Source organism: Flexivirga alba, from assembly GCF_042661025.1.
GTDB lineage: Bacteria > Actinomycetota > Actinomycetes > Actinomycetales > Dermatophilaceae > Flexivirga > Flexivirga alba.
Window position 1 is genome coordinate 291,472 of record NZ_JBHSWH010000001.1, and the last position, 26,968, is coordinate 318,439.

Genomic DNA, 26,968 nt, shown 5'->3' on the forward strand with positions numbered 1-26,968 from the left:
AGTCGTGTCGGCTCAGAAGTGGATCGCGTACTGGAAGCCGCCGTCGGCGCTGTTCAGAGCGGCGATGTGGCGCGTGCCGTACCCGTGGTGCACGTTCCAGTTGTATTCCTCGACGTCGAACGACCCGTTCGCGTAGACCTTGTTGATGTAGGCAACATGGCCACGGAGCACGCCGTCGGTGCTGGTGTGGTGCACGGTGTTGACCGCGATGGCGCCGACCTTGGGCACCCGATCGACTTTGATGCCGACCCTCTTTGCCGCGGCATACCACTGATTCGCGTTGCCCCAATGCACGCCGCCGTAACCCTCCTTGAATGCACGGTGGTCCCGCGTATTGACCCGGTATGCCGCGAACGCAGTGCAATTCGCGTACGCGAAGCCGTAGGTCTGGCTGAGGTGAGCTTTGTAGTCGTTGACCGGCGTCTGAGCCGTCCCGGTGGAGATGGCTCCGATGTGGTGGCCGGCGTTGTTGTTCTTCAACGCCGCGATCAGATTGACCTTCACGCCGGCGCCGATCGCCTGCTTCGTACCGGCATACCCGCTGTTGTAGTAGACGTACACCGTCTTCGACGTGCGGTTCCAGACCGACGCCGCATGGTTCTTCACACACAAGCCCTTGCCTGCGCCGGCACCCTTGAAGTCATAGCAACTCGGTTGTGTCGCACCGTAATCCGAGATCGACGTGCTGAAGTCCGACACCGAACCGGCCTCACCGGAGTTGTAGTAGAGGCAGAACTCCCCCGACTCACACACCCCGTTACGCGCCGTCGCCGCATGCGCGGTCGGCATCGACATGGTGAAGGCCGCACCCGCGACCATTGCTGATACACCGACCAGAGCTGCGGTGCGGTTCATCCGAGAACTTGTGCTGACCATCGTGACCATCTCCCTGACTAAGGCTGGACGAGCGGAACAGGGATCACTGTGCTGACAGCCACTGCGAATCCGCTGCGGTCACTTCGCAGCGGCCGCTGCGAACAAAAGCGGGTCGAGTGCCGGAGGAGCGCAGGCGGGGTCCCCACGAAGTATTCGGAGGAGCGGAGCGGGGGAGAAACTTGGTGGGGTGCCGGAGCGGGGGGTGTATCGAGACCCGGTCAGGAGTTGGCGAGGCCCGAAGTCGCGAGGTAGAGCGTGCCGCGGCCGGACACGGTGGCGGCGCACTCGTCGGCGCCCAGGAAGCACGACTCCCCCGGCGCGAGCTCGAGATCGGTGTCACCGCAACGGATTACGACCGACCCGTGCAACGACAGCGCGATCCGGGGACGGTCGACGCCAGGCAGCTGTATGGCGTCCTCACCGGGCTCGACGACATGCAACTGGAAGTGCGGCACGTCCACCGGGAACGAGTGCACCCGTCCAGGCGTCGGGCGCTCGGGCACCATTTCGCGGTTGGTGTTGACGATGCGCAACAACTCGTCGACGTTGAGCGGCTTCGGTGTGAGACCGGCACGCACGATGTTGTCGGAGTTGGCCAGTAGCTCGACGCAGGTGCCGCGGACATAGGCGTGCAGGACACCGGCGGGCACGAAGATGTAGTCGCCTGGTTCGAGGACACGGTGCACCATCAGCAGCAGCACCACCGCGCCGATGTCACCGGGGAACTGCTCGGCCGCGCGCAGCACTGCGTCGTATGCCGCGGCATCCGGTCCCCGCAGCTTCTGCCCGCACGCCGCGATGACCGCACGCACCAGGACATGCTGCTCGTCGGAGGGCGCCCGGAGCACGTTGACCAGCAGGTTCGTCACCGGCTCGGGGCCGCCGGCAACTTCCGCGACCTTCGCGGACAGCGCCGGCACGCCCAGCGACTCGACCAGGCGGTGGATGTCGTCATACGAACGCAGGCCGGCGAAGATCTCGAACTGCGTTACCGCTACTAGAGATTCAGGCTTGGGCCACTGGTCGATGTAGGTGCCCGGTGCGGCGTCTACCGCCTGCTCGGCGTCGGGGTGCACCTGGATCGACAGCATGGTCTGCGGCGCCAGGATCTTCAGCAGGAATGGGAACCGGCCGCCGAAGTGCGCGGCCACCCGCGGCCCGAGTGCGGCCACCGGGTCACGTGCGATCAACCGGTCGAGAGTGGTGTCGGCGATCCCGGACGGGGCGGCCTCGTGGGCGCCCATCCAGAGCTCGGCCTCGGGTTGCTCGGCGGGTGAGGGTCGTCCGGTGAGCTCGGCCAGCACGGTCCGCGAACCCCAGGCGGATACCTTGATCTGCGGCCGCAGCTTCCCGATCACCCGTGACGGCGTGGTCACACTCGTCTCCTCGATCACGGCCGTCGCGGTCCGTTCACCAACGGCCGTAGGGGCCGCTGCTGTTGTTGCCGCGTGCCTTGCCGGTGACCTGCTGCAGCGCAGGTCGGACGTCGGCGAGGTAGACACCGGCACCGACGACAGCCGCGATCTCGAAGATGCTCAGCGGTCCGGTGATCGACAGGAGTCCCAACGCGGCCGCGACGCCGGTGATCGCCAACCACAGCGTCTTGGTGCGCTTGCCCGCTGCGGTGAACGCGTCGGAGCGCTGCCGGATGCAGTCGACGAGCGCGAACAATTGCATCGCGAAGAGCGCGACGCCGAGCACGAGCGCGACGGTCTCCTGCAGATGCACCAGACTTCCCATGAGGCTTATTCTGCGTCGGCAAGAGCGTCAGCAAGCTGCCGCCATGCCAACGCAGCCCAAGCTCGCTGTGCTTGTTCAGAATAAACTTCCATGGAGCCACCCTAACCCGGCAACCGTGTGCGTTTCGTGTGGTTAGAAACGTACTGAGGTAATGGCACCGACCGGCTCGCCATGCCCGAGCACATCGGCCCGGCCCAGCTCGTCGACCGCCGAACCAGTGACACCGGCACGACGCAACAACTGCGCCATGACGACCGGCCGGGCGCGCTGGCCGCCGTCGGCGATCTTGACGACGAGACCGCGGCCGTCGGACAGGCCCACGGCATACACCGCTTCGGCGCCGTCCTTGGCGATCAGCCCGTCGACGCCGCGGATCAGCGCGGTCACGTCGCGGCGGGTGCCGCCCAGGTATTCGGGATGTGCGCGAATGCCGTCGCGGACCGTTGCCTCGTGGCTGCCGGGTTGTGCGGCGGCGATCGCGCCGAACGCCCGCGCGAGGCCGACCGGGGAGATCGCCATCACCGGTGCGCCGCAGCCGTCGATCGCGACCGCAGCGATCTGCTCGTGCGCGATGTCGCTGATGGTCTCGGCCATCGCCTGCTGCAGCGGGTGCTTCGGTTCGCGGTAGGTGGCGGTGTCCCAGCCGTTCGCGGCGCAGGTCGCCAGCATGCCGGCGTGCTTGCCCGAGCAGTTCTGGGTGATCGACGTCGGGCCGTTGCCGGCGCGCAGCCATTCGTTGCGCGCCTGCTCGTCGGACGGCAGGTCGGGGGTGTTCTGCAGATCCGCCTCGCTGAGCCCGGCGCCGGAGAGGATCTCGAGCACGCCCGCGAGGTGGAAGTCCTCACCGGAGTGGCTGGCACTGGAGAGCGCAACGAGCCTGGGGTCGGCCAGCTTCAGGCCGCTGCGCAGCATGGCCAGCGTCTGCATCGGCTTGTTCGAGGACCGCGGGAAGCACGGTGCGGTCGCGTCGCCGACGGCGAAGTCGATGTCTCCGTCCGGCGTCGTGATCACCGCGATGCCGCGATGGACCGACTCGATGAAGCCGCCGCGTTCCACATGGACGAGGACCGGGGCGTCGGACAGAGCGCTGAGAGAGGAAGCCACGAAGCGACGATAGAGCGGTATCGCGCTGCCACGCCCGCCGGGTCGCGGAACGAGAAGAGCCCCGCACACCTGACGGTGTGCGGGGCTCTTCTGATCACTGCCAGATCAGTGGCAGCTGATCGCTTCAGGCCTTGTCGGCGGTCTCGACCGGGAGGGTCGGGACAGCAGCGGTGGTCTTCGCCGGGGTCGCCTTGACGGTGGTCGCCTTCGTGGCCGGAGCCTTCTTGGCGGCCGTCTTCTTGGCCGGAGCCTTCTTCGCGACCGGCTTCTTGGCGGCGGTCTTGCGAGTGGTGGCCTTCTTGGCGACCGAGCTGCGGCTCGGACGCTTCGCGCCCTGCTTGGCGGCGTTGCTGCGCACGACGGTCTCGGCCTCGGCCTCGACGGCATCAGCGTTGCGGCCGACCAGGCCGGCCAGGCGCTCGACGCCCTTGGCGGCTTCCTTGCGGACACCGAAGACGGCGGAGATGGTGCTGTCGCCGGTCTCGGAAGCGTTCGCACGAGCGGCGGACACGACGGCGCGGCCCTGCTCGGTCGCGCCACGGGTCACCTCGACGCCACGCTGGGCGTAGTCGAGGTAGGTCTTGGCGAAGTCGTCATACGCACGCTCGACGTTGCCGGCAACGAGCTCGTAGCGCTCGGTGGCCAGCGACGGGATGGCGAAGATCTGGTCGCGAACGTCGTTGACAGTGTTCTGGATTCGCTCCTGAACGTTCTCCGGGGAGAGCTCGTCGCGCAGCGACAGGGCGCTCTCGGTCGCGGAGTCCACGGAGTTGCGGACGGTCTCGACGGCAGCGTCGGCCGCGCCGATCAGAGCGTAGAACGGGGACTCGAAGGTGCTCTTGGTGGGCATAATCTTCTGCCTTTCTTTCGGGGTTTGCGGGTCCGCGACGTTCGCCGCGGTGGTTCGGTCAGTGGTCAGTCGCCGACATACGAGTCGTAGACGTCGATCAACGCCTTGCGCTGTTTGTCGGTGAGCCTGGGGTCGTTCTTGATGACCTGTCGGGTGTCGATCGGAGTGCCACCCTCGGGCAGAGCGTCGAGAATGCCGGCGTGCACGTAGATCTGCTCGGCCGAGATGGCCAAGCCCTTGGCAATCGCCTGCAGAATCTCCGCACTCGGCCGCTTCAGGCCGCGCTCGATCTGCGACAGGTAAGGGTTGGAGATCCCGGCGCGATCGGCGACCTGCCGCAGGGACAGCTGCGCCTGCTGGCGCTGGTCCTTGAGGTAGGCGCCAAGGTCGGTCACCGGGTTCGGGCTCATGTCCCAAGTATGCTAACTACAGTTAGCAAATTGCAAGCCAGGGCAAGCGTGAGTCGGGTCACACCGCCTTAGGGCGCGACGATCTCCGTCTGGGCTGCGGCGATCGGCCCGGCATACAGCTGTATGTCAAGCGGGGTGTTGCGCTTGACGACCGCGAGCGCGATCGGTCCGTCCTCGGCATGCCGGGCGACCGTCGTGATCCGCCCGACCGGCCGCTCCCCCGGGGCCTTGACCAGCTCGGCGCCCTCATCGGGCAGGACGTGCTCGGAGCCGTCCAGGTGCAGGAAGACCAGTCGCCGGGGCGGCTTGCCGAGGTTGTGCACGCGAGCGATGGTCTCCTGCCCGCGGTAGCAACCCTTGTGCAGGTGCACGGCCGTGCGGAGCCAGTCCAGCTCGTGCGGGATGGTGCGGTGATCGGTCTCCTTGCCGACCCGCGGCCGCCACGCGTTGACCCGCTCGGCCTCGGCGGCCCAAATGCCGGCCAGGTGCCGGTCGCCGACCTCTTCGATCAATTGCTCGCGCGGCACGATCAGCTCGCGCCAGGCGCGTCCGGCGGCCGGGTGCTCCGCCACCTCGCTGTATGACGCAGTGTCCGCGCCCATCGAGGGCCACGGGTCCCGCCAGGCGATGACGCCGCGGGTCTCACGCTCGGCGGGCAGCGACTCAGTGCCGATGGGTTCGCCGAGCACGGCATACGCGACGGTGACGTCGGTGACCTCGACACGGAGCATGAAGCGCATCGAGTTGAGCCACTCGACCAGCGCGGGCGCGGTGCGCGGCTCGACGGTGATCCAGGTGGTCTGGCCGTCGTCGACCAGGTGCAGGTCGTGTTCGATGTGTCCGTGCGGGCTGAGCACCAGCGACTCGGCCGAGGTGTATGGCGCCAGGCCCGTCAGCGCCTGGGTCGTCATCGAATGCAACCAGCTGAGCCGGTCGGGGCCGGCGACCGTGACGACACCGCGGTGCGACAGGTCGACCACGGCCAAGCCCTGCTCGAGCAATCGCTGCTCTCGCAAGGGATCTCCGTAGTGTGCGGCCACACCGGCGTCGGGACCGTCGGCCTGGACCGCGCCTGGGTGTGCCAGTAAAGGACTCTCCACAGCTGCCGTCGTCACCGTTCCAGCGTACTTCGCCGCCAAACTCGCCCGGCGGGACCTTAGACTTCCCGCATGAGTGGGGACAACCGTGATGACGTGCTGCCCGGCAACGACCAGGAGTCCCCGCATGAAGCGGACTCGACGGCCGAGCAGCCGACCGGCGACAATTCGGGCGGGTATGCCGCAGCGGCCACCCGCCGTGGGCGCAGACGCCGTGGCAAGAAGGCCAGCTGGCTGAAGGTCACCCTGCTGACCTTGTTGTCGATGTTCCTGGTGGTGGTGCTGGCGTTCGTCGGGTTCGCGCTCTACCTCAATCACGTGCTCAGCTCGAACATCACCCACGGCCAGGCGCTGCCCAGCTCGACGGTGAAACCCGCTGTGGATGCTGGCAATTCGCAGAACATCCTGTTGCTCGGCAGCGACACCCGCTCCGGCACGGTCAACGATGTCCGGGCGGGCGGGCGCGCTGACGTCATACAGCTGGTGCACATCAGCGCGGGCCGCAAGTCGGTCCAGATCATCCACTTCCCGCGTGACCTCTACGTGGCGATCCCTGGCCACGGCAAGAACAAGATCAACGCCGCGTTCGCGTATGGCGGCCCGGCCCTGCTCGCCCAGACGCTGTCGGACCTGCTCGGCGGCGTCACCATCAACCGCTACGCAATCATCGACTTCAAGGGTTTCGCCGACCTGACCAACGACCTCGGCGGCGTGAACGTCTACGTGGCGCAACCGTTCACCGAGGCCGGCTACGGCCGCTTCCACCAGGGCTACAACACGATGAACGGCGCCCAGGCCCTCGGTTTCGTCCGCGAGCGCCACCAGCTGGCCGAGGGCGACATCGACCGCGGCCGCGACCAGCAGGCCTGGATCAGCGCCGTGGTGCGCAAGACGCTCTCGGCCGGCACGCTGCTCAACCCGGTGAAGCTGACCAACACGGTCACGGACCTGACCAAGTACACCGAGGTCGATGCCAACACGTCGGCCGGCGACATCCGCAACCTCGCGCTGGACATGCGCAACATGCGCTCGCGCGACATCACCTACTTCACGGCACCGTTCACCGGCTTCGCCAACAACCCGGTCGCTGGGTCCATCGACGTGGTCAACGTGCCGCAGATGAAGAAGCTGGGGCAGGCGCTCTACCACGACAAGATGGCCGGCTACACCAACGGAAAGAACGTGATTCAGTAAGGGCGTTCGCCGCTGCGGCTCGTTACGATCGTGTCGTGCCCATCGAACTCGACACGTCCATGCATCCCGATCTCGCGCCGCTCGCCTGGCTCCTCGGGCAGTGGGAGGGCACCGGCGTGGCCGGTTATCCCGAGCTGCCGACGGTCAACTTCGAGCAGGAGATCAGCTGCACGCATGACGGCCGCCCGTTCCTGCGCTGGGAGACGCGCAGCTGGGTGGTCGGCGAGGACGGCAGCCGCGGCGAGCCGTTCGAGACCGAGCTCGGCTTCTGGCGGCCGCTGCCCGAGGGCGAGGTGGAGCTGCTGCTGTCACACCCGACCGGCGTGACCGAGCTCTACTACGGCAAGACCGAGCCGGCCAAGGCGGAGTTGCGCACCGACGGTGTGCTGCGCAGCCCGGACGCGCGGGAGTATTCCGCAGCGCACCGCCTCTACGGCTACGTCCAGGGCGGCCTGATGTGGGCGACGGACATCGCGGCCCTCGGCCAGCCCCTCCAGTCCTACGCCTCAGCGCAACTGACGCGCGCCCCAGCTACCGATTGATCAACCACTGGGCGGCGTAGCTGAGCACGCCGGTGCTCAGCACGGCCGCGATGCCGTAGGTCAGCCGGCCTGCCGGGTCGTCGGTGTCCAGCATTCGCAGCACCCGCCGGACCGCGGCGCCGACGAAACCGGCGAGCAGACCGGTGAGCAGCAGGGCGCCGAGTGCGCGGTCGCCGGCCAGTCCGACTACCAGGCCGAGCAACACCCCGATCAGCACGCTCGCCGGCAGCGACCATTCGACCGCGTGCTTGGCCGGCAGGACGGTGTCGACCAGCAGACCGAGCACCGCGGCGCCGATCGCGACCGCCACGGCCGCATCACCCTGGTCGTATGGCGCAGTCCCCGCGCAGAACATGCCGCTGGCCAGCACCGCGAGGCCGAGGGAGCAGCCGGCGAGCGAGACCACGAGTGCGTCGCGGCCGTCGGTGCGCATCAGTTGGTGCAGGAAGGCCAGCACCAGGGCGATCGCGAGGACGAGGCTGAGTGCCTGCATCCCGTCGTCAGCACCGGAGAAGACGACGACTCCCGCCATACCGACGACGGCCGCGGCAAGCACCAGGCTGATGCCGGTGGGACGCGGCAGTCCGAGCAGCAGCGGCCAGCCCCAGGCGAGCGCGAGTCCGGCCGCGAGCACCGCGTATGCCGAGACGTCGTGCCCGGCATACGCACCCAGGATCACGAGGGCGGCCGTCACGACGCCACCGCTCAGCGCGAGCGAACTCGTGGCGATACGGGACGTGGGTGATTCGGTCAGTTTGGCTCCTGGCACGACCGGCATCCTCCCATCACCCACCGGCGAATGGCGGGAGCACCTCGACAATCGACTCCGCGGGCAGCGCTGCGGAGCCGTCGATGCGGCGTCCGTCGAGCAGGAACGACGCGACCTGCAGCACCTGCGCCAGACCGGGGTGCGCGTGCAGTGCCGCGTCGCGCAACTGCCCCAGGTCGGCTGCGGTCAGCCGCTCCTCGTGGGTGCCCGCTGCGGCCTGCGCAGCCGCCCAATAGCGGACCGTCACCTCGTGCATTCGCTCCTCCAGACCACGAGCTACGTCGTGTGTCGCTGGTCACCGCGGCGCCCGTTGAGGGGTTTCGCGACCTGTTGACCAGTATTCTTGCAAGGTATGGCCCGCCTGTTGCTGCTGACCGACGCGCCCGGCGCCAGTGTGGAGGTGCTGCCGGCGCTGGGTCTGCTGAGCCATCGGGTCCGCATCCTCGCCCCACAACCACAGGCACTCGTCGATCCACCCGAGTGTGATCTGGTGCTGCTGGACGCCCGCCGTGACCTGGCCGGCGCCCGTGGCCTGAGCCGGGTGCTGCGCACCAGCGGACTGTCGGCTCCACTTCTTGCAGTCTTCACCGAGGGCGGCATGGCGGCCCTGACCGGCGAGTGGCAGATCGACGACGTGATCCTGGACAGCGCCGGCCCCGCCGAGGTCGACGCCCGGCTGCGCTTCGCGATCAGCAAGGTCACCGAGGAGCAGGAGGAGGCGCCGACGCGCATCACCGCCGGCGGCCTGATCGTCGACGAGGAGTCGTATGCCGCCAAGATCCACGGTCAGCCGCTGGACCTGACCTACAAGGAGTTCGAGCTGCTGAAGCACCTGGCAGCCCATCAGGGCCGGGTGTTCACGCGGGCTCAATTGCTCCAAGAGGTCTGGGGTTACGACTATTTCGGCGGCACCCGCACTGTCGACGTACACATCCGCCGCTTGCGCGCCAAGCTCGGCCCCGAACACGAGTCGCTGATCGGGACGATCCGCAACGTCGGCTATCGCTTCGTCGGCGCTGCCGGCTCTCTCCAACCGGACTCCGATCCCACGCTCGTCGACTAAAGCGGGCCGAGGAGGTCGTGAGGAACGAGCGACCGTCTCGAGGTCGCGTCACCCGAGCTGGCCGAGGAGCGACGAAGAAGCGTCTCGAGGTCGCGTCACCCGAGCTGGCCGAGGAGCGACGAAGGAGCGTCTCGAGGTCCGCTCAACTCGACAGTGCGGACAGCACGATCGCGACGACGGCACCGGCCAACATGCTTGGTCCGTAAGCGAATTCGTCCTTCCGCCCATGGTCGCGAACGAACATCACGCCGACCGCGACGAGACCGCCGATGATGAAGGTCGCGAACGTCGCGCGGACGACGGACGACCAGCCCAACCAGCCGAGCAGCATGCCGAGCAGACCGGCGAGTTTGACGTCGCCGAAACCGAACCCGGACGGCAGCAACAGCAGCAGGAAGTAGAACGCGAAGAGGACGATTCCGGCGATGACGGCACGAGCGACCGCGCTCCAACCACCGGTGGCGATCGCGCCAATTACGAGCAATGCCAACAGGATTGGATAACTCGGCAATTGGATCGCATCGGGCAGCCGGTGGACGTCGAGATCGATGAATGCCAGCGCGATCATGATCCACCCGGCGAGCACGAAGATCATTGCGACCAGGACGGGCTGGTTCTGCCGCACGGCGACCCAGAGGAAAACACTCAGCAGTGCGGTCGCCGGGATGACCCAGCCGGTACGCCGGATCGGCAGGCCGCGCTCCTCCGGCCGGCGATGCCCGAAGGCACTCAGCCGGGTCCGCAACAGCAGGCCGGCGAGCGCGCCGACGGCCAATACCGGCAACAGGGCACCGTACGTCGACATCTTGCAACACTCCGGTTCTTTACCAACTCTTGAAGAAACTTTTGGAAAAGCCTAGACGGAACTTTACTTTGAGCGCTACCTTCAGGTCACTTGATCCACAGCTTGCAGTTCGGTTCCAGGGATACGTAACACAACGCGGGTCGTCATGCACCACTCGTTACCGGATCAAGTTCCCAAGGGGGCCCGTCACCGACGGACTCTTCGTCTTTCGAATTCACCTTTCATTCATCACCCATGCCCCGGGGGCATTGAAGAATGCCCGCCCGGAAGGAGATCCCCCATGTCCAAGACACTCATCACCCTGCAGTCCCGCCTCGTCGACGCCGTTCAGGGCAAGAAGGACCGCGGCGCCACCATGGTGGAGTACGGCCTGATCGTGGCGCTCATCGCCGTTGTCGTCGCCGTGGCCGCCGCCACGTTGGGAACCGACATCGCTTCTCTGTTCGGCACGGTCAGCGGCAAGCTCTGATCCAGTCACCGGTTCCGGGATCGGTTCACTTGTGGGCCGATCCCGGGGCGACACCGGCTCGAGGAGGTCATCGTGTTCGACACATTCGACGCGCTGCGGAGGCGCTGTTCACAACAGCTTGTCGCCCGGGCGGAGTCCGGCGCCACCATGGCCGAGTACGCACTGCTTCTCGCGCTCATCGCGCTGGTGGCCTTTACCGCAGTACAGCTTTTCGGCACTGCAGTGAGTCACCTTTTCACCGGCTATCCCAGCCCATTCTGAGCCGCGTTTGCGGGTGCACAACTTGCTCGGCTCGAGGGCGGACACCAGCCGCCGGTGTGACCGCTACACATCCATTGAGATCTGAAGGGAGGCAGCATGCGAACCACCAAGACAGGCACGCACCGTGAACGCGGGGCATCGCTCGTGGAGTTCGCGATCGTGCTGCCGATCTTCCTGGTGCTCACCGGAGGCATGGTCGACTTCGGCCGAGCCTTCTTCACCGAGGTGATGCTCACCAACGCCGCCCGCGAAGGCGCCCGGTCGGCCATGTATTCCAGCACCAGCGCCAACACGTCCACCCGCGCGATCGCCGCCGCCGGCGGCAACTCCGCGTTGGGCGTCAGCATCACCAACCCGTGTCCAGCATCGCCGGGACCGCTGCCGAGTTCCGTCACCGTCACAGTGACGAATCCGAAGTTCGAATGGGTGCTTCTGGGACCAGCCCTCAGCCTCATTCCCGGTGCGAGCAACTCGCTGCCGACCACTCTCTCTGGGAAAGCGACGATGCAATGCGGCGGCTGACTCGGCTGCTCACCGGGCGCCGAGCGAGTGGCGAACGCGGCGCGATTGCGGTGCTCACCGCGACACTGGTGATGTTCGTGGCCATCGGGATGCTGGCCCTCACTGTCGACATCGGCAATATCACCTACAACCGGGCCGAGCTGCAGAACGGCGCTGATGCGACCTCGCTGGCCCTGGCGGCGGCCTGTGCCAAGCCGTCCTCGCCAGGTCAGCCGTGCAGTGTGACCGACTCCCTCCGGCAACTGGCGGCACAGAACGCAAACGTTACGGATCAGTCGATGAGCATCCTCGGCGACAACCGGACGTGCATCGCGAACTACACGGGCACGACGAGCCTGCCGCCCTGCCCCAACAACCCGGCGACGGCGGACGCCGCGGCCCTGAGCAACTGCCAGCCGTGGCCGCTCACCGTCGCCCCGAGCAAGGTCTCGTATGTCGAGGTCACCACGCAGACTGCGATGAAGAACGGCGGCACCATCCTGCCGTACTACTTCGGTCAACTGTTGGCTGGGTCGAGCCAAGGCTCGACCCAGCGGACCTGTTCACGCGCCGCCTGGGGCCCGGCCGGCAGCACGGGGCCGACTCTCCCGATCACCATGGGCGCGTGTGACTGGAACAATGCCACCAGCTCCGGCGCCAAGTACGCGACCGCGCCGCCGTACACCGTAGCTGCCGGGTCCGGGTCTGCTCCCCCGCCGGAAGTCACGACCCCCACCAATTTGGTCACCGGGATCTTCGCCCACGCCACGAGCAGCAACCTGTGCGCCAACCAGCCCAACGGTGGCTTCTCCTGGCTCCAGCCGGACTCGACGACGAACCCCAACTGCAACGTCACCATCGGCACGGGGGACATGGCTCAGTCCAACCCCGGCGGGAGTGTGCCCTGCCAGGGTGTTCTGTCGAAGTATCTCGGCACGGTGGCCAACGTCCCGGTCTTCGACTACACCACAGGGACCGGCAACGGTGCCCAGTACCACATCATCGGGGTCGCTGCCTTCTACCTCGCCGGATACGACAACGTACCGAGCGCCCAGCCGAAGAAGACCAGCTCGGTCTACAACGAGCCGACCGGCGTCTGCACCGGCAGCTGCACACCATCCACCACCTACGTGTGGGGCTGGTTCGTCTCCTCCCTCCTGCCCGTCAACTCAGCCACCATCAATCCCGGTGGTCAGAGCCTGGGCGCCAACGTCGTCGTTCCCGCCGGCTGACACAGAAAGCACTGACCCATGAAACGTAGGATCGTCGCAGTCGTCCTCGCGCTCGTCCTGGCCCTCGTCGGCTTCGGGCTCGTCTTCAGTTACGTGCACGGCGCCGATGCCCGAGCCGTCGAGTCGCAGCATCCAGTCACCGCCTTCGTCGTCAAGAAGCTCGTCCCGGCCGGCACCTCGCTGGAGCAGGCACAGAGCCAGGGACTGATCGCCGCGACGAAGGTGGCCCAGAGCGGCCGACCGGCGGGCGTGCTCGACGCGGTTGACGCGACCAACCAGTCGCTGGTCGCGACCACCGACATACAGCCCGGCGAATTCGTGATGTCCGCGCGTTTCGGTACCAGCCCGGTCAGCCAGAAGGCGATCGGGGTGCCGAACGGCAAGGTCGCCATCGCCGTCCAGCTGACCGATCCGCAACGCGTCGGCCAGTTCATCACTCCCGGGTCGCACATCGTCATCTACGCGACGCACAGCATCAAGCGACTCGGTGTCAGCGAGGAAGACAAGGCGTTCAACCAACTTGGTCTGACGGGGACCCACGTGGTGCTGGCGGATGTCGAGGTGATCGCCTTCGGCACCAAACCGCTGCAGAACCCGAGCAACGGGAACTCCGCCTCGAACGCCAAGGGCAGTGACTCCACCGGCAACTCCAACAACAATGCAACGGCCTATCTGGTCACCGTGGCGGTCAGCCCCACCGAGTCGGTTCGGCTGGTGCACGCGGTCAACGACTACACGCTGTACGCCGGACTGCTCGGGTCGGGCACCAAGGTCAGCCCGAGCGGCGAGGCTGATGACGGCAACGTCTTCGGCGGCAAATCGGTCATGGGCGGTGTGAAATGACCGTCCTCTGGAACCCCGCCCGCGGGGCACTCGACACCTACGGAATGGCGCTGGGTGACGACGTCACGGTGGTTGCACACGGAGCAGCTGTCCCACGGGAGATCAGCGCCAACGGTCACCATCTGGTGGTGATCGGACCCGAAGTCCCGGCCGAGAGCGCGTACGAGCTGGCCGAGCAGTTGCGGGTCGAGAGCCCCGGCGCGGGAGTGCTGATGTTGCGACACCGGCTCGAGGTCGCCGTCCTCGCCCAAGCCTTGCGCAGCGGCGTGCGTGACGTGGTCCAGGCCGACGACCAGGGAGCGCTCGTCGAAGCCGTGCGACGCAGCGAGTCGCTGAGCGCACAGCTCGGAACTGCCCCCGGAGAACAGGGCACGGCGGGGCATGTCGTCACCGTGTTCTCGGCGAAGGGCGGCGTCGGCAAAACCACCATCGCAGTGAACACGGCTGCTTACTTGGCCACCTCGGGCGCCAAGACGTTGCTGATCGATCTGGACCTGATGTTCGGCGACGTCGGGATCTGCCTACAGCTGCCCCCGACCACCTCGATCATGGACCTGGTTGCGATGACGGGTCATCTCGACTCCCAGGGTCTGGCCTCCGTCGTCGCGAAGCACGCGGCGACCGGGGTCGACGTGCTCGTCGCACCGCACGACCCGGCCGATGCGGACCGGGTGCCGGCTGACCTGGTGAGCGAGGTGATCCGGCTCGCGCGCACGCAGTACGACTACGTCATCCTCGACATGCCACCGTCGATGCCCGAGCACGTGCTGGGCGCTTTCGATCTGAGCGATCTACTCGTGCTGGTGTCCACGCTCGACATCCCGGCAGTGAAGAACCTGCGCCTGGCGATCAACACGCTCGACACCCTCGGCGCACCGCAACAGAACCGGCTGCTGGTACTCAACCGCGCGGATCTGAAGGTGGGCCTCACGGCCAAGGACGTCGAAACCGCGCTGCACTACCCGATCAGTCTGGGCCTGCCCAATGCGCTGAGCGTCCCGGCGGCGGCCAACCGCGGCGTCGTGCTTGCGGTCGATGAGGTGAAGGACCCGTTCGCCGTTGCGCTCCGTGAGTTCGTGGACCACAAGGTGCGGCCGCACTTCGGTGAGGAGCCGACGCGCGCCGGCGGCCGGCGCATCCAACGGCTGAGGAGGAGCAAATGACCAATCTCGCAGCTCGCATCGACCTAGCTCGGCAGGCGCAGACCGGTGCGCCCCCGGATCCGGCTCCCTTGCCAGGGGCACGGCGCCGGCGTACCCGCGACGTGTTCGCGCCCGTGAAGGACCGCGTCCACCAAGCGCTGATGGAGCGGCTCGGTCCGAGGCTGTACGACCCGAACCTGCCCGAAGCCGAACTGGCCGCGCAGGTGCGGGCGACGCTGCAGAGCGTCATCGACGCCGAACAGACACCCCTGTCGCATGCCGATCGGACGAGGATCGCCCAGGAGATCTCCGACGACATCCTCGGGCACGGTCCTTTGGAGCCATATCTCCGCGACCCGGACATCACCGAGATCATGGTCAACGGACCATCGGACATCTTCGTGGAGCGCGGTGGAAGGATCCACCCGACGGACGCGAGCTTCAGCGACGACGCCCATCTGCGCCGGACGATCGACAAGATCGTCTCCCGAGTGGGCCGACGCGTCGACGAGTCCAGCCCGATGGTCGATGCGCGACTTCCGGACGGCTCCCGCGTCAACGCAGTCGTGGCGCCGATCGCCCTGGACGGGGCGATACTCACGATCCGCAAGTTCGCCGCCGATCCCTTCAGCGACAGTGACCTGATCGGTTTCGGCACGATGACCGAGGCGGTGCGGGACTTCTTGCGCATGTGCGTCCTCGGTCGGCGCAACATCGTGATCTCCGGCGGCACCGGCTCCGGCAAGACCACCACCCTCAACGTGCTCAGTGGATTCGTGCCCGAGGACGAGCGGATCGTCACCATCGAGGATGCGGCCGAGTTGCAGTTGCACCAGGATCACGTGCTGCGCATGGAGGCCAGGCCGCCCAACATCGAGGGTCGCGGCCAGATCGCCATCCGTGAGCTGGTCCGCAACTCGTTGCGCATGCGGCCCGACCGCATCGTCGTCGGCGAGGTGCGGGACGGCGCGGCGCTGGACATGCTGCAAGCCATGAACACCGGCCACGACGGGTCACTGACCACGGTCCACGCCAACAGCCCGCGCGACTCGCTGTCCCGCCTGGAGACCATGGTGCTGATGGCGGGGGTCGATCTACCGGTGCGAGCCATTCGAGAGCAGGTCTCCAGCGCTGTCGACCTGATCGTCCAGCAAACCCGCCTCAAGGACGGCAGCAGGCGGATCGTCGCGATCACCGAGGTTGTCGGGATGGAGTCAGGGATCATCACGCTCCAGGACCTCTTCACCTTCGACTATGCGGCTGGGCGGGACGAAATGGGTCGCTTCCGTGGGCAGCTCGCGCCGACCGGCATACGGCCCAAACTCGTCCAGGAGTTGTCCGACCACGGCATTGAGGTGCCCATTCAGCTGTTCGCTCAGGTGAGATTGTGAGGCCTTGTTCGAGGGCAGTGCTGGTCGCTGTCCTCACTGCGCTGATCACCCTGGGGTGGATTACGCCATCCCGCGCCGACACCAACCCCACGGTGACGATCGGCGATCTCAAGGCGGCGCACGGCACCTACCAGGGAGTGCTGACCTTCCGGGCCAAGCAGGTGATGCAGGTCGACGCGAAGTCGGTCACCGCGACCGTCGACGGCAAGCCGGTGCCCATCACCGTTCAGGGCACCAGCCACCTGCAGCGCACAGCCCTGCTCGTGATCGACACCAGCGGCTCGATGGGCAGCAATGGAATGCAGACCGTGCGGCAGGCGACCGCCGTCTATCTGAAGGAAGTGCCGTCCGATGTGAAGGTCGGCGTGCTGCGCTTCGCATCGTCCCCCGCTCTCGTTCTCCAGCCCACGACCAACAGGTCGGCAGTGCAGAAGGCCGTCGACGGACTCACCGCCGGCGGTAACACTGCGCTCTACGGTGCGGTGCAGAAGGCGGCCCAGGTGTTGGGCACGGCCGGGGACCGGAGCATCGTGCTGCTCAGTGATGGAGCGGATACCGAGAGCAAGCGGCCGGCCAGGGACCTCGCGGCAGTGACTGCAGCGCTGAAGTCGCAGGGGATCCGAGTCGACGTCGTGCGGTTCAAGAACCGGGACAAGGGCGCGGAACGGGCCCTTGCGCTGTTCGCTGCGGCGGGCGGCGGGTCCGATGTCCTGGCCAACGACACTGCCGGCGTGGCGGGCGCCTTCCGCTCGTCGGCCCAGGCGCTCAGCTCCCAGTCGCAGTTCACCCTCCGGCCCGCCCTTTTCCTCGCAGGCCGTCATCAGCTGATCATCAGAGCCACCGTCGCCGGGAGGCCCTTCGTCGTCTCGCAGCAGGCGACATTCGGGGCGCTCCCGCCCAGCAGTGCGGCGCTCTCAGCCACTGCTCGCCCGGAGCCCACGCCCTCGCCCGCATCCCCAGCAGCCAGCACGGCCGCGCCGTCCTGGGCGCTGTGGGGTGGCGGAGCGCTGCTCGCGATCGGCGTCTTCCTCTTCACCTACATCCTGGTGACGCCGTCGCGGCACTCGCAACGCGAGCGCCGCATCGCGACCATCCAGTCCTACCTGGAGGCCGCCTCCCGTCAGGGCAAGAAGGTGCAGGAACGAGGGCCGTCCGCGACTCGCGAGGCCTTCGTCGCGTTCGGCGAGCGCGTCATGAGCAAGCGCGGCTCGACTGCCCGGACGATGCAGTTGATCCAGCGTGCCGACCTGCCGCTCCGCGCCGGTGAGTGGCTCGTCCTGCGAGTGCTGGCTGTCGTCCTCGCCGCCGGTGCCGGTGTCCTCCTTCTCGGTGATGCCCCTCTTGTCGGCGTGCTGCTCGGTTCCGTCGTTGGTTTCGCCCTGCCGACCGGCTTCTTGCGCTTCAAGGCCTCTCGTCGCGCCGCTGCCTTCGAGAAGCAGCTTCCGCAATTGCTGACCCTCGTTGCCACCAGCCTGCGCAGCGGGTTCGGGCTGCCGCAGGCGCTCGAGGGCGTGACCCGCGATGCTGCGGAACCGGCGGCGAAGGAACTCTCGCGGGCGCTGGCGCAGGTGCGGATCGGTTCGGACATCGCCGACGCCCTCGACGAGGTCTCCGCCCGGATGGGCACTGAATCCCTGCACATGGCGGTGATGGCGATCAATATCCAGCGGCAGGTCGGCGGCAACCTCGCCGAGACACTCGACACCACCGCGCACACGCTGCGGGAGCGCGAGGGGCTGCGGGGCCAAGTCGCGGCGTTGTCCGCCGAGGGACGCCTCTCGGCCGCGATCCTTATCGCGCTGCCGATCTGCTTGTTCCTCTACATGATGTTCGTGAACTACGACTACATCGCCCTGTTGTGGACCACAGGCATCGGAGTGGTGATGCTCATCGGCACCTGCGTGCTGATGGTGATCGGCATCATCTGGATGCGCAAGACCGTGCAGATCGAGGTATGAAATGGGCATCGTTTATGCCGGCGCCGGGCTCATTGCGGTGGCAATCCTGGTCGCCGCTTTTCTGCTAGCACGTTCATCCGATGACGCCCAGACCGTGTCGAAGTCGCTGGCTCTGATCAACGGGGGCGGTGTCGGCGCCGCACCGAGCACGGACTCCCAGGCCGCGAGCCTGGTCGACCGGCTGCTCGAGCTGACGGCCCACACCACACGCAAGCTCACCACGTCGTCGGTCATCACCCGTCTGGCGCGGAACCTGGATCGAGCCGGTCATCCGGTCCCCTGGACGGTGGAACGCTTGCTGGGCGCCAAAGGTCTGTGCGGCATCCTCGGGGCAATGCTCGGGCTGATGCTCGGCGGCGGCATCAGCCTGCAAGGGGTGTTCTGTGCGCTGCTGCTCGGCGCCCTGCTCTTCTTTCTACCCGACCTCCTCCTCTACAACGTGGCGCTGCACCGCCAGGAGCAGGTCATGCGCGGATTCGCCGAGATGCTCGACATGCTAACGATCTGTGTCGAAGCCGGACAGGGCTTCGACGCGGCACTGCAGGAAGTGGCCCGGAACGTGCAGGGCCCCATCGCCGGAGAATTGGCCCGGATGACAGCGGAGATCCAGATCGGCACCTCGCGGAGCGAGGCATTCCGCGGACTCGGTGAGCGGGTCAGTCTCGCGGAGGTGAAGAGCTTCGTGACGGCGATCGCCCAAGCCGACAAGATGGGCATTCCACTCGCATCGGTGTTGCGCGAGCAGACCAACGCCATGCGATTGGCTCGTCGGCAGAAGGCCGAGGCGCAGGCACAGAAGGTCACGGTGAAGATCCTCTTCCCACTGATCCTGTGTCTCTTCCCAGCCCTCATGGTGGTGGTCATCGGCCCCGGCGCCATCCGCATCTTCGAGATGTTCTCGCATGCCGCCCACTGATACGGCGGGGCAGCTCGACGCCGACCTGCTGATTTCTTCCGCGCACACGGCAACGAATGACCTGGTGACCCGCAACACGCTCGGCAGGCATCTACCCGGTGCAGCTTGGTTCGTGCTCGCCGGCTTGGTCGTCATGCTGTCGGCGCTGGCCACGCAGGGCGCCGATCTGTTCTGGGGTGTGGCCATGGGCGATCACATCCGCGCGGGTCTCGGCATACCGCAGTCGGTTCCGTTCGCCGCCGCACCTTCTCGCGGCTGGGCCAACCCTTTGGCACTCGGTGAAGTCGTGCTCTCTGCCGTGCACTCGCTCGGCTCGTCGTCGTTGCTGGTCCTGCACCTCACATTGGTGACCGCCGCACTTGGTGTCCTGCTGGCTCACGGGCAAGCTCATCAGCGAGAATCCCGAGCGAGCACCGCGCTAGTCCTGGTCGTCTTTGGTGGTGCCACCACCTTCGCCATCGCGCGGATGCCGTCGCTGAGTTTCCTGCCCTATGCCGTCCTCGTCGTGCTGTTGCTGCAGAACGCGGATCGTCCGTCGCGACGATTGTGGCTCACCGTCCCGTTGCTCTGCCTCTGGGGCAATCTGCACGGCGGTGTGCTGGTCGGTTGCGCACTGTTGGCGGTCCACCTGGTCTGCGTCGGTGGTCCGCTGCGGCGGCGAACACTGGTCGGATCGTCCGCGTTCGCTGCCGTGCTCCTCGCGACGAGTGCAGGGTGGCACACGGTTGACTATTACCGGGGTGTGCTGGGGAATGAAGCGGCGCGACAGGGCGCGGGCCTCTGGGCCCCCACCAGCGTCCACCGGCCCTTCGACCTCATCATGCTCGGGGCGTCCGCCGGACTCGTCGCCATGTGGTCACGCAGCCATCCCCGCCGTTGGGAAGTTGTCGCCGTCGTCGGAATGGCGGTGGCCACGCTTGTCGCGTCCCGGAACAGCATCTGGCTGCTGTTGTTCCTCCTACCCCTTGCAGCGCGTGGGAGGTCGAGCGCGGATTACGTGCCACGACAGCGCTTTCCGTTCATTCCGGCGGCAGCCGCTGTGGCAATGCTTCTGGCAGGGATCGGCTGGCAACTGACAACTCGCGGGTCAGCCGTGAATGCCGATGGCGCAGCCGCAGTTCCGGCAGTGCAGAAATTGGCGGCGGGACGAACCGTGCTCACCCTCGCCCCCGTCGCGGAGACTTTCGCACAGGCTGGGATCCGCGTCTGGGCGAGCAACCCCATCGATGCCTTTCCACGCGACGTTCAGAGACAGTACCTCGCCTTCGTGGACCACGGGTCGATCCCGTCGACGCCGCGCGTGGGCTTGATCGTCGTCGATAACGAATACGTCAGTCAGGTGCGAGAAGCAGGCTGGAGCCAAGTCGCCGTCGTATCGAACTTGCATGTCTTCGAGCCGCCCGCCCGTCCGAGAGAAGGGAAGCATTGACATGACAGATGTGGCAGTAGAACCCAGCAGCCCAGTCTTTACGAGCCGCCGCGAGTGGCCACGGTGGACGTTCTCGGCACTTGTGCCAATCGCCATCTTTGCGATCGTGCGGATGTTTGATGCGCTGGTCATCGAGTATGCGTCTCGATTCCAGGTTCCTGTTGGGTCGGGAACCCATCCGGGCATGTTTGGATTCGTGAACAAGTCGGCAGACCCTGGCTACTGGTCAGTCATCACCAATTGGGATGGCCAGTGGTATCAATTCATCTCTACGGACGGTTACCACACGCACGCAGTCGCAACCGTTGGTGCCGTGAACACCTCCTGGGCGTGGGCCTTCCCGCCGCTCTTTCCGCTCCTGACTCACGGTCTGATGGATCTGACTGGCTGGTCCTTCGCAGTGGCCGCAAGCATCCTGAACCTGTGTCTCGGCGCTCTCGCGATGGTGCTTCTCTATTGCCTCGTGGACAAGGCAGCGGGCCGGTTCCTCGCCGTGAGTGCCGTCGCTCTGAGTTCCTGCTTCATCTCGGCGCCGCTACTTCAGGCGGCCTATAGCGAGGCATTAGGGTTCGTGCTTCTGCTCAGCACCCTGCTGATGATCCGGCGTCGGTCGTATGCATGGACGCTACTTCCGCTGACTGCGCTCGCCTTCACCCGTTTGATCACCGTGCCGATCGCTGTGGTCGCGCTGACGGTGCTGGTGACGCGATGGCGGGCCCGGGAGCGCGATCCTCTCAACCGGCGCGAAGGGGTCGGACTCGCGCTCATCGCGGCTGTCTCGATCGTTGGCGTGTGGTTGTGGTCAGCCCTTGCGGCGCTTCTAGCACCTGCGCCGACGGGGGCGTCGGCGCGGACCAGCATCTCAGCCGGTACGACCATCGGCTGGTTCTCCGATATGTACCAGTACCTCGGCTGGCCAGGCTTGCTGTTTGTGGCTTGCCTGGCCACCTTGTTCATTCTGATTGCGTGCAGTCGATGGACCGACGGCTGGGGTGTCGAGGTGCGGACCTGGCTCGCCGCATACCCCGTTTTCTTGCTTGTTGCGACACCCGTGACTGGCGGGATCTTTCGCTATCTGTTGCTGTGCCCCCTCTTGCGATGCTCGCTGCAGGAGGTGAGGGACTCATCCGGCGAGAAGTCAGACTGGTCAACATCGTGCTGGCTTGTGTGATCGGGCTTTGTCTACAGTTCGTTTACATCAAGTACTTCATGGTGATCGGTCAACATCCCTACATGCCGTGAGCCCTGAAGGGACTGCTGCACGATTCGGTGGCCGTTGGAATCCCAAAGCCGGATCGACGCTGCGCACGGGAACGCAACAGCGCGTGCTTGTCGTCACTTCCCTGCCCGGCCGTCCGGCCTCCGCCCAGGACGGCCCGGACACCGGGAGAGTTGATGATCTGCACCCCTTGCGAGCGAACCGTCGCACGAATGCCTCACGATGGCGTGGTGACTGCTGCAGAGGAACTTCTGGCCATTGCCGACCGCGCTGCGTCATACGACGGAGTTGCGCCCTTGTCTGAGCAGACCCGGCTTGTGCTGCGGCATACGGAGCCGCAGCATGTGGTCAGCATCGACGGCGTCGTGACCGCGGGCGCGTATGTCGCCGACGACGGCGCCGTCGAACTGGTCGTCGACCCTGACCACCGGCGGCACGGCTTCGGCAGCAGCATCGTGCAGGCGGTGCTCGAGCAGCGGCCCGACGCGCGCTTCTGGGCGCACGGCGATCTGCCGGGCGCGCAGGCGCTCGCAGCGTCGACGGGCCTGCACGTGGTACGCAACCTGTGGCAGATGAGCCGGGAGGTCGACGCGGCACCGACGATCGAAAATCCCACGGTGCCAGCAGAATTCAGCGTTCGGTCGTTCGCGGCCGGTGATGAGGAAGCCTGGCTGGACCTCAATGCGCGAGCGTTCGTGCACCATCCCGAACAGGGACGAATGACTCGGCAGGATCTCGACGAACGGATGGCGGAGCCGTGGTGGGACCCCGCCGGGCTGATCCTGATCTTCGACGACGCCACTGGCGAGCTCGCGGCGTCGCACTGGACCAAGGTCGAACCCGGCGCGGACGAGGGTGAGGTCTACGTCGTGGCGGTCGACCCCGGGCACCAGGGGCACGGGCTCGGCAAGGTCGTCACTGCGCTCGGGCTGGCGCATCTGCGGTCTCGAGGGGTCCGGCATATTGACCTGTATGTCGAGGGTGACAACGATGCGGCTGTTGCGACATACCGGCGGTTGGGGTTTGGGCGCACGGGTGTTGATGTCATGTATGCCCTTGCGACAGAGTGAGTCATGACCTCGTGAGGAAGATGTCGCGATGTGTGTCGTCGAACCCCCACGGCACGTCCGTCATTCCGGGTAGCTTCTGCCACGCAGTGTGCGCGAGACGATCGAGGAATGCGCTGGGCTCGGACAGCAACCACTCCTCGATCTCGTCGCCCGCCGTCTGATAGCCGTAGTACGAAATCGCCCGGAGGACCACGAGCGGGTCGGGCACGCCCGGCAGCTCCTCGTATCTATAGGTCAACGCCGGCGACTCCACCGCACCGTCCTCGTACGCCCATGCCTCGGTCGCGTCCCAGTTCGCGCTCCACAGCATCCTGCCGATGGCGTCCGCGGACTCGTCGGTCACAGGGTGGCTGCCGTCCCGGCACCAGTAGTAGAACCATGGTTGGTTTCCATCGGGCCACTTGCGTGCGGCGGTGAGAAGTAGGTCGATCAGGGTCTTGTCGACGAAGTTCGCGCTCATGCTGAATCGTCGCCCACCGGACATGCTCGGCGCAGCGTTATCCCCGAACCGAGGCGCCTTCTGCGACATACCAGCGGTTGGGGTCAGGCTCCTCAGGACGATGCTCGGCCACCTTGGCTTACGGGCTGCGCACGATCAGGTGAGGTCCAACGGGCGTCTGGTGCGTCGTCGGGCCGGGCCTATGCAGTGAGCGGAGCGTTAGCGGAGCGAACGGAGTGAGACCGGCACGGCGGCGTAGCCGGCGCCATCAAGGTGAGCACAGGGAGCCGGGACCTCGAGACGCGGCTCGTACCTCACCGCTACTCGGCCACCTCGGTATGCCATTTGAAGTTTGCGAGCCGGTTCCTGCGCGGCGACGCCGGATTTGGGAAGATGTGCGCATGGACTCCGAGCCGACCATTGACGCTGCCGAGGACCCGGCGACGCAGACTGCTGCCAGCGATGCGTCGTTGGTGCGCTTGCAGACCCGCGCGGCGCAGCGTTCGCGCGGCGACAACGGCCGCTTCATCAGGGTCGCTCCGGAGCTCGACGAGACCGTCCACGAGGAGCTGCCGGATGACCGGTTCCTGGACCGGGAGATCTCCTGGCTGCAGTTCAACGAGCGAGTGCTGCAGCTGGCCGGCGACCCGCTGGTGCCGCTGCTGGAGCGGGCCCGTTTCCTGGCGATCTTCGCCAGCAACCTGGACGAATTCTTCATGGTCCGGGTCGCCGGCCTCAAGCGCCGCATCGCCACCGGGCTCGCCGTGCGGTCCGCTTCCGGGCTGGAGCCGCGCGAGGTGCTCGACGAGATCAGCAACGCCGCGCACGAGCTGATGAACGTGCACGCCAAGATGTTCCAGCGGCACATCCGCCCGGCACTGGCCGACGTCGGCATCCGGATCGTGCGCCCGGGCGACTGGACCGACGCCGACCGCGCCTACCTCAACAAGCTCTTCCGCAACCAGGTCTACCCGGTGCTGACACCGCTGGCGGTCGACCCGGCGCACCCCTTCCCCTACATCTCCGGCCTCTCGCTCAACCTCGCGGTCGTGCTGATCAACCCCAAGACCACCAGGGAGCACTTCGCCCGGGTCAAGGTGCCGCCGCTGCTGCCGCGGCTGATGGCCCTGCCGCCCGGCGAGGACGAGGACAAGCTGTATGACGCACGGTTCGTCGCCATCGAGGATGTCATGGCCGAGCACCTGCAATACCTCTTCCCCGGCATGGAGGTGCGCGAGCACTTCACCTTCCGCGTCACCCGCAACGAGGACCTCGAGGTCGAGGAGGACGACGCCGAAAACCTTTTGACCGCACTGGAAAAGGAACTGACCCGGCGCCGCTTCGGCCCACCGGTGCGGCTCGAGGTCGCCGACGAGATGGACGACCACGTCATGGACCTGTTGGTCCGCGAGCTCAACGTGCGCGATGACGAGGTCTACCGGCTGCCCGAGCCGTTGGACCTGCGTGGCCTCAATACCCTTGCCGATCTTGACCGTTCGGAGTTGCGCTGGCCGCCGTTCCTGGCCAAGCCGCACCCCGACCTGGCCCCGGTCGAGCGGTCCGCCCAGTCCGACGTGATGGCCGCGATGCGGTCGGGCGACATACTCCTGCATCACCCCTACGACTCGTTCTCCACGTCGGTGGTGGCCTTCATCGAGCAGGCCGCCAACGACCCGCACGTGCTGGCGATCAAGCAGACGCTCTACCGCACCAGCGGTGACTCCCCGATCATCGACTCGTTGATCGAGGCCGCCGAGTCGGGCAAGCAGGTGCTCGCCGTCGTCGAGATCAAGGCCCGCTTCGACGAGGAGAACAACATCACCTGGGCGCGCAAGCTCGAGCGCGCCGGGGTGCACGTCGTCTACGGCATGGTCGGCCTCAAGACGCACGCCAAGCTGTGCCTGGTGGTGCGCGAGGAGAACGGCGAGATGCAGCGCTACGCGCACGTCGGCACCGGCAACTACAACCCGAAAACCGCTCGCCTCTATGAGGATCTGGGCCTGCTCACCTGCGACCGTGAGGTCGGCGAGGACCTGTCCCGCCTCTTCAACCAACTCTCGGGTATGGCGCCACGAAGCAAGTTCAAGCGTCTCCTGGTCGCCCCGCGCTCGGTGCGCACCGGGTTGCTGGAGAAGATCCAGCGGGTGACCGAAGCCGCACTCGACGGCAAGCAGGCTCGCCTGCAGATCAAGGTCAACTCGCTGGTCGATGAGGAGATCATCGACGCCTGCTACCGCGCCTCGATGGCCGGCGCCGACGTCGACATCTGGGTCCGCGGTATCTGCTCCATGCGGCCCGGTGTCGAAGGACTGTCGGAGAACATCCGGGTCCGGTCCATCCTGGGTCGCTTCCTGGAGCACTCGCGGGTCTTCCGCTTCGTGATCGAGGGCGAGGACGACATCGTCTACATCGGCAGCGCCGACATGATGCACCGCAACCTCGACCGACGCGTCGAGGCGCTGGTCCGCATCACCGACCCCAAGCACATCGAGACGCTGGGTGCCCTGCTCGATGAAGGTATGTCGGACGACACCTCCTCGTGGCACCTGCACGGCGACGCCCGGTGGGAGCGACATCACCTGGACGCCGAGGGCAATCCGTTGCGCGACCTGCAGGCCGACCTGGTCGCCACCTATGCCAAGCGCAAGCGGAAGGCTCGCCGGCGGTGACGACGCACACCGCCACACTGCGGACCGGCACGGTCGCCGCCGCGGGCGCCCTGCTCTGGCGCCGCCAGGACGACCAGTTGCAGGTCGCCATGGTGCACCGGCCGAAGTATGACGACTGGTCCTGGGCCAAGGGCAAGCTCGACCCCGGCGAGACCTGGGTCGAAGCGGCGGCACGAGAAGTGTTGGAGGAGACCGGGTTTCGGCCACGGCTCGGCATACCACTGCCCCGGTCCGTCTACTCGATGCAGCGCGGCACGCTCAAGGAGATCCGCTACTGGGCCGCCGAAGTGATGAGCGGCAGCGGCGAGCTGGAGAACGAGATCGACGAGGTCGCGTGGCTCACGCCCGCGCAGGCGCAGCTGCGGCTCAGCTACGTGCGGGACGCGCTGCAACTGCAGGCCGTCGTCGACGCCGACCGCGCCGGGACGCTACAGACCTGGCCGCTGGCCGTGATCCGGCACGCCGAGTCCGTCCCCCGCAAGCAGTGGGACGAGCCGGATCCGCTGCGGCCGCTGGACAACGACGGGCGGGTCCAGGCGCGTTCCCTCGTGCCCTTGCTGGCGGCATACGGCATCGAGCGGGTGATCACCTCACCGTCGACGCGTTGCTTCACCACCGTCCAGCCGTATGCCGCCGCCGCCGGCATCCGGCTGCGCACCAAGGACGGACTGTCCGAAGAGACCTTCGAGCAGGACCCGGACCGCTCGACCCGCCATCTCAAGAGCCTGCTGAAGCGCGGCGAGCCGGCCGCGCTGTGCACCCACCGTCCGCTGCTGCCGTCGGTGCTGAAGGTGCTGCGCAAGACGACCGAGCCGGACAGCGAGTTCCACGAGATCCTGGCAGTCGCTGCTGAGGACGGTATGGCCAAGGGTGAAGCGCTGGTCTGCCAGATCGCCGGCCGCGGTGGCTCCGCGCGGGTGATGAGCGTCGAGCGCCATACGCCTTCCTGACCGTTTGCTGACCTGCCACCCGCCGGACC

The 26,968-nt window shown here is 66.7% G+C and carries 28 protein-coding genes; 17 read left to right on the plus strand and 11 right to left on the minus strand.

Features of this window, described 5'->3' with window-relative positions; all coding sequences use genetic code 11:
* Positions 1-12: 12 nt before the first annotated feature.
* The 7 genes from ACFQDH_RS01380 to ygfZ form a co-directional block, all read right to left on the minus strand.
* The gene (locus tag ACFQDH_RS01380) at positions 13-855 is read right to left on the minus strand and encodes a CHAP domain-containing protein (protein ID WP_382397751.1); all 843 of its coding nucleotides are present in this window, start codon (positions 853-855) and stop codon (positions 13-15) included.
* 239 nt (positions 856-1,094) lie between these two features.
* Entirely contained in the window at positions 1,095-2,252 is a 1,158-nt protein-coding gene (gene manA, locus ACFQDH_RS01385) for a mannose-6-phosphate isomerase, class I (protein ID WP_382397753.1), read from the minus strand.
* Positions 2,253-2,286: 34 nt separating this feature from the next.
* Positions 2,287-2,616, minus strand: a complete 330-nt coding sequence (locus tag ACFQDH_RS01390) for a DUF2516 family protein (protein WP_382397755.1) — start codon at positions 2,614-2,616, stop codon at positions 2,287-2,289.
* A 132-nt stretch (positions 2,617-2,748) separates the two neighbouring features.
* Positions 2,749-3,720 carry an asparaginase gene (locus tag ACFQDH_RS01395; RefSeq protein ID WP_382397757.1) on the minus strand — a complete coding sequence of 324 codons (972 nt, stop codon included), beginning with the start codon at positions 3,718-3,720 and terminating at the stop codon, positions 2,749-2,751.
* Between the two features lie 124 nt (positions 3,721-3,844).
* On the minus strand, positions 3,845-4,570 hold the full coding sequence (locus ACFQDH_RS01400; RefSeq protein ID WP_382397759.1) for a hypothetical protein: 726 nt from the start codon (positions 4,568-4,570) through the stop codon (positions 3,845-3,847).
* A 65-nt stretch (positions 4,571-4,635) separates the two neighbouring features.
* Complete coding sequence (locus ACFQDH_RS01405) at positions 4,636-4,980, minus strand: helix-turn-helix domain-containing protein (RefSeq protein WP_382397761.1); 345 nt, start codon at positions 4,978-4,980, stop codon at positions 4,636-4,638.
* A gap of 68 nt (positions 4,981-5,048) precedes the next feature.
* Positions 5,049-6,095: a CAF17-like 4Fe-4S cluster assembly/insertion protein YgfZ gene (ygfZ, locus tag ACFQDH_RS01410; RefSeq protein WP_382397763.1), complete on the minus strand. Its 1,047-nt coding sequence runs from the start codon at positions 6,093-6,095 to the stop codon at positions 5,049-5,051.
* A gap of 54 nt (positions 6,096-6,149) precedes the next feature.
* Between ygfZ and ACFQDH_RS01415 the strand changes: the two genes are divergently transcribed.
* Together ACFQDH_RS01415 and ACFQDH_RS01420 are read left to right on the plus strand one after the other, a co-directional pair.
* A complete protein-coding gene (locus ACFQDH_RS01415; RefSeq protein WP_382397765.1) occupies positions 6,150-7,271 on the plus strand; it encodes an LCP family protein in 1,122 nt (373 codons plus the stop codon).
* Positions 7,272-7,306: 35 nt separating this feature from the next.
* A complete protein-coding gene (locus ACFQDH_RS01420; protein WP_382397767.1) occupies positions 7,307-7,813 on the plus strand; it encodes a heme-binding beta-barrel domain-containing protein in 507 nt (168 codons plus the stop codon).
* Here ACFQDH_RS01420 and ACFQDH_RS01425 read toward each other — a convergent pair.
* Both ACFQDH_RS01425 and ACFQDH_RS01430 read right to left on the minus strand, forming a co-directional pair.
* The gene (locus tag ACFQDH_RS01425; protein WP_382397769.1) at positions 7,803-8,582 is read right to left on the minus strand and encodes a hypothetical protein; all 780 of its coding nucleotides are present in this window, start codon (positions 8,580-8,582) and stop codon (positions 7,803-7,805) included. The two genes, ACFQDH_RS01420 and ACFQDH_RS01425, sit on opposite strands and share 11 nt — an antisense overlap.
* A 16-nt stretch (positions 8,583-8,598) precedes the next feature.
* The gene (locus tag ACFQDH_RS01430) at positions 8,599-8,838 is read right to left on the minus strand and encodes a MoaD/ThiS family protein (protein WP_382397771.1); all 240 of its coding nucleotides are present in this window, start codon (positions 8,836-8,838) and stop codon (positions 8,599-8,601) included.
* 96 nt (positions 8,839-8,934) lie between these two features.
* On the opposite strand from ACFQDH_RS01430, the gene ACFQDH_RS01435 reads away from it, so the two are divergent.
* Positions 8,935-9,645: a response regulator transcription factor gene (locus ACFQDH_RS01435; RefSeq protein WP_382397773.1), complete on the plus strand. Its 711-nt coding sequence runs from the start codon at positions 8,935-8,937 to the stop codon at positions 9,643-9,645.
* A 142-nt stretch (positions 9,646-9,787) separates the two neighbouring features.
* Here the strand turns inward: ACFQDH_RS01435 and ACFQDH_RS01440 are convergent, their stop codons facing one another.
* A complete protein-coding gene (locus ACFQDH_RS01440) occupies positions 9,788-10,450 on the minus strand; it encodes a prepilin peptidase (protein WP_382397775.1) in 663 nt (220 codons plus the stop codon).
* A 280-nt stretch (positions 10,451-10,730) separates the two neighbouring features.
* Here ACFQDH_RS01440 and ACFQDH_RS01445 point away from each other — a divergent pair, with 280 nt between their 5' ends.
* The 12 genes from ACFQDH_RS01445 (at position 10,731) to mshD (ending at position 22,881) form a co-directional block, all read left to right on the plus strand.
* Positions 10,731-10,919 carry a Flp family type IVb pilin gene (locus tag ACFQDH_RS01445; protein ID WP_382397777.1) on the plus strand — a complete coding sequence of 63 codons (189 nt, stop codon included), beginning with the start codon at positions 10,731-10,733 and terminating at the stop codon, positions 10,917-10,919.
* 72 nt (positions 10,920-10,991) lie between these two features.
* Entirely contained in the window at positions 10,992-11,180 is a 189-nt protein-coding gene (locus ACFQDH_RS01450) for a Flp family type IVb pilin (protein ID WP_382397779.1), read from the plus strand.
* 96 nt (positions 11,181-11,276) lie between these two features.
* On the plus strand, positions 11,277-11,702 hold the full coding sequence (locus ACFQDH_RS01455) for a TadE/TadG family type IV pilus assembly protein (RefSeq protein WP_382397781.1): 426 nt from the start codon (positions 11,277-11,279) through the stop codon (positions 11,700-11,702).
* On the plus strand, positions 11,690-12,913 hold the full coding sequence (locus ACFQDH_RS01460; protein WP_382397783.1) for a TadE/TadG family type IV pilus assembly protein: 1,224 nt from the start codon (positions 11,690-11,692) through the stop codon (positions 12,911-12,913). Before ACFQDH_RS01455 ends, ACFQDH_RS01460 begins: the two co-directional genes overlap by 13 nt.
* 18 nt (positions 12,914-12,931) lie before the next feature.
* Positions 12,932-13,756 carry an RcpC/CpaB family pilus assembly protein gene (locus tag ACFQDH_RS01465; RefSeq protein ID WP_382397785.1) on the plus strand — a complete coding sequence of 275 codons (825 nt, stop codon included), beginning with the start codon at positions 12,932-12,934 and terminating at the stop codon, positions 13,754-13,756.
* A complete protein-coding gene (locus ACFQDH_RS01470) occupies positions 13,753-14,919 on the plus strand; it encodes an AAA family ATPase (protein WP_382397787.1) in 1,167 nt (388 codons plus the stop codon). The genes ACFQDH_RS01465 and ACFQDH_RS01470 overlap by 4 nt, the downstream gene beginning before the upstream one ends.
* Entirely contained in the window at positions 14,916-16,289 is a 1,374-nt protein-coding gene (locus ACFQDH_RS01475; RefSeq protein WP_382397789.1) for a CpaF family protein, read from the plus strand. Before ACFQDH_RS01470 ends, ACFQDH_RS01475 begins: the two co-directional genes overlap by 4 nt.
* A complete protein-coding gene (locus tag ACFQDH_RS01480) occupies positions 16,286-18,247 on the plus strand; it encodes a VWA domain-containing protein (protein ID WP_382397791.1) in 1,962 nt (653 codons plus the stop codon). Before ACFQDH_RS01475 ends, ACFQDH_RS01480 begins: the two co-directional genes overlap by 4 nt.
* Position 18,248: 1 nt before the next feature.
* Positions 18,249-19,163 (plus strand): type II secretion system F family protein, encoded by a 915-nt coding sequence (locus ACFQDH_RS01485; RefSeq protein ID WP_382397793.1) that lies wholly within the window; start codon positions 18,249-18,251, stop codon positions 19,161-19,163.
* Positions 19,150-20,592, plus strand: coding sequence for a hypothetical protein (locus ACFQDH_RS01490; protein ID WP_382397795.1), 1,443 nt, complete (start codon positions 19,150-19,152; stop codon positions 20,590-20,592). The genes ACFQDH_RS01485 and ACFQDH_RS01490 overlap by 14 nt, the downstream gene beginning before the upstream one ends.
* A gap of 1 nt (position 20,593) precedes the next feature.
* Positions 20,594-21,763: a hypothetical protein gene (locus ACFQDH_RS01495; RefSeq protein ID WP_382397797.1), complete on the plus strand. Its 1,170-nt coding sequence runs from the start codon at positions 20,594-20,596 to the stop codon at positions 21,761-21,763.
* Positions 21,764-22,041: 278 nt separating this feature from the next.
* Positions 22,042-22,881, plus strand: coding sequence for a mycothiol synthase (mshD, locus tag ACFQDH_RS01500; RefSeq protein WP_382397799.1), 840 nt, complete (start codon positions 22,042-22,044; stop codon positions 22,879-22,881).
* 1 nt (position 22,882) lies between these two features.
* Here the strand turns inward: mshD and ACFQDH_RS01505 are convergent, their stop codons facing one another.
* On the minus strand, positions 22,883-23,341 hold the full coding sequence (locus ACFQDH_RS01505; protein WP_382397801.1) for a hypothetical protein: 459 nt from the start codon (positions 23,339-23,341) through the stop codon (positions 22,883-22,885).
* A gap of 380 nt (positions 23,342-23,721) precedes the next feature.
* Here ACFQDH_RS01505 and ACFQDH_RS01510 point away from each other — a divergent pair, with 380 nt between their 5' ends.
* Positions 23,722-25,989 carry an RNA degradosome polyphosphate kinase gene (locus ACFQDH_RS01510; protein WP_382397803.1) on the plus strand — a complete coding sequence of 756 codons (2,268 nt, stop codon included), beginning with the start codon at positions 23,722-23,724 and terminating at the stop codon, positions 25,987-25,989.
* Positions 25,986-26,939 (plus strand): NUDIX hydrolase, encoded by a 954-nt coding sequence (locus tag ACFQDH_RS01515; protein WP_382397805.1) that lies wholly within the window; start codon positions 25,986-25,988, stop codon positions 26,937-26,939. Before ACFQDH_RS01510 ends, ACFQDH_RS01515 begins: the two co-directional genes overlap by 4 nt.
* Positions 26,940-26,968: the final 29 nt, after the last annotated feature.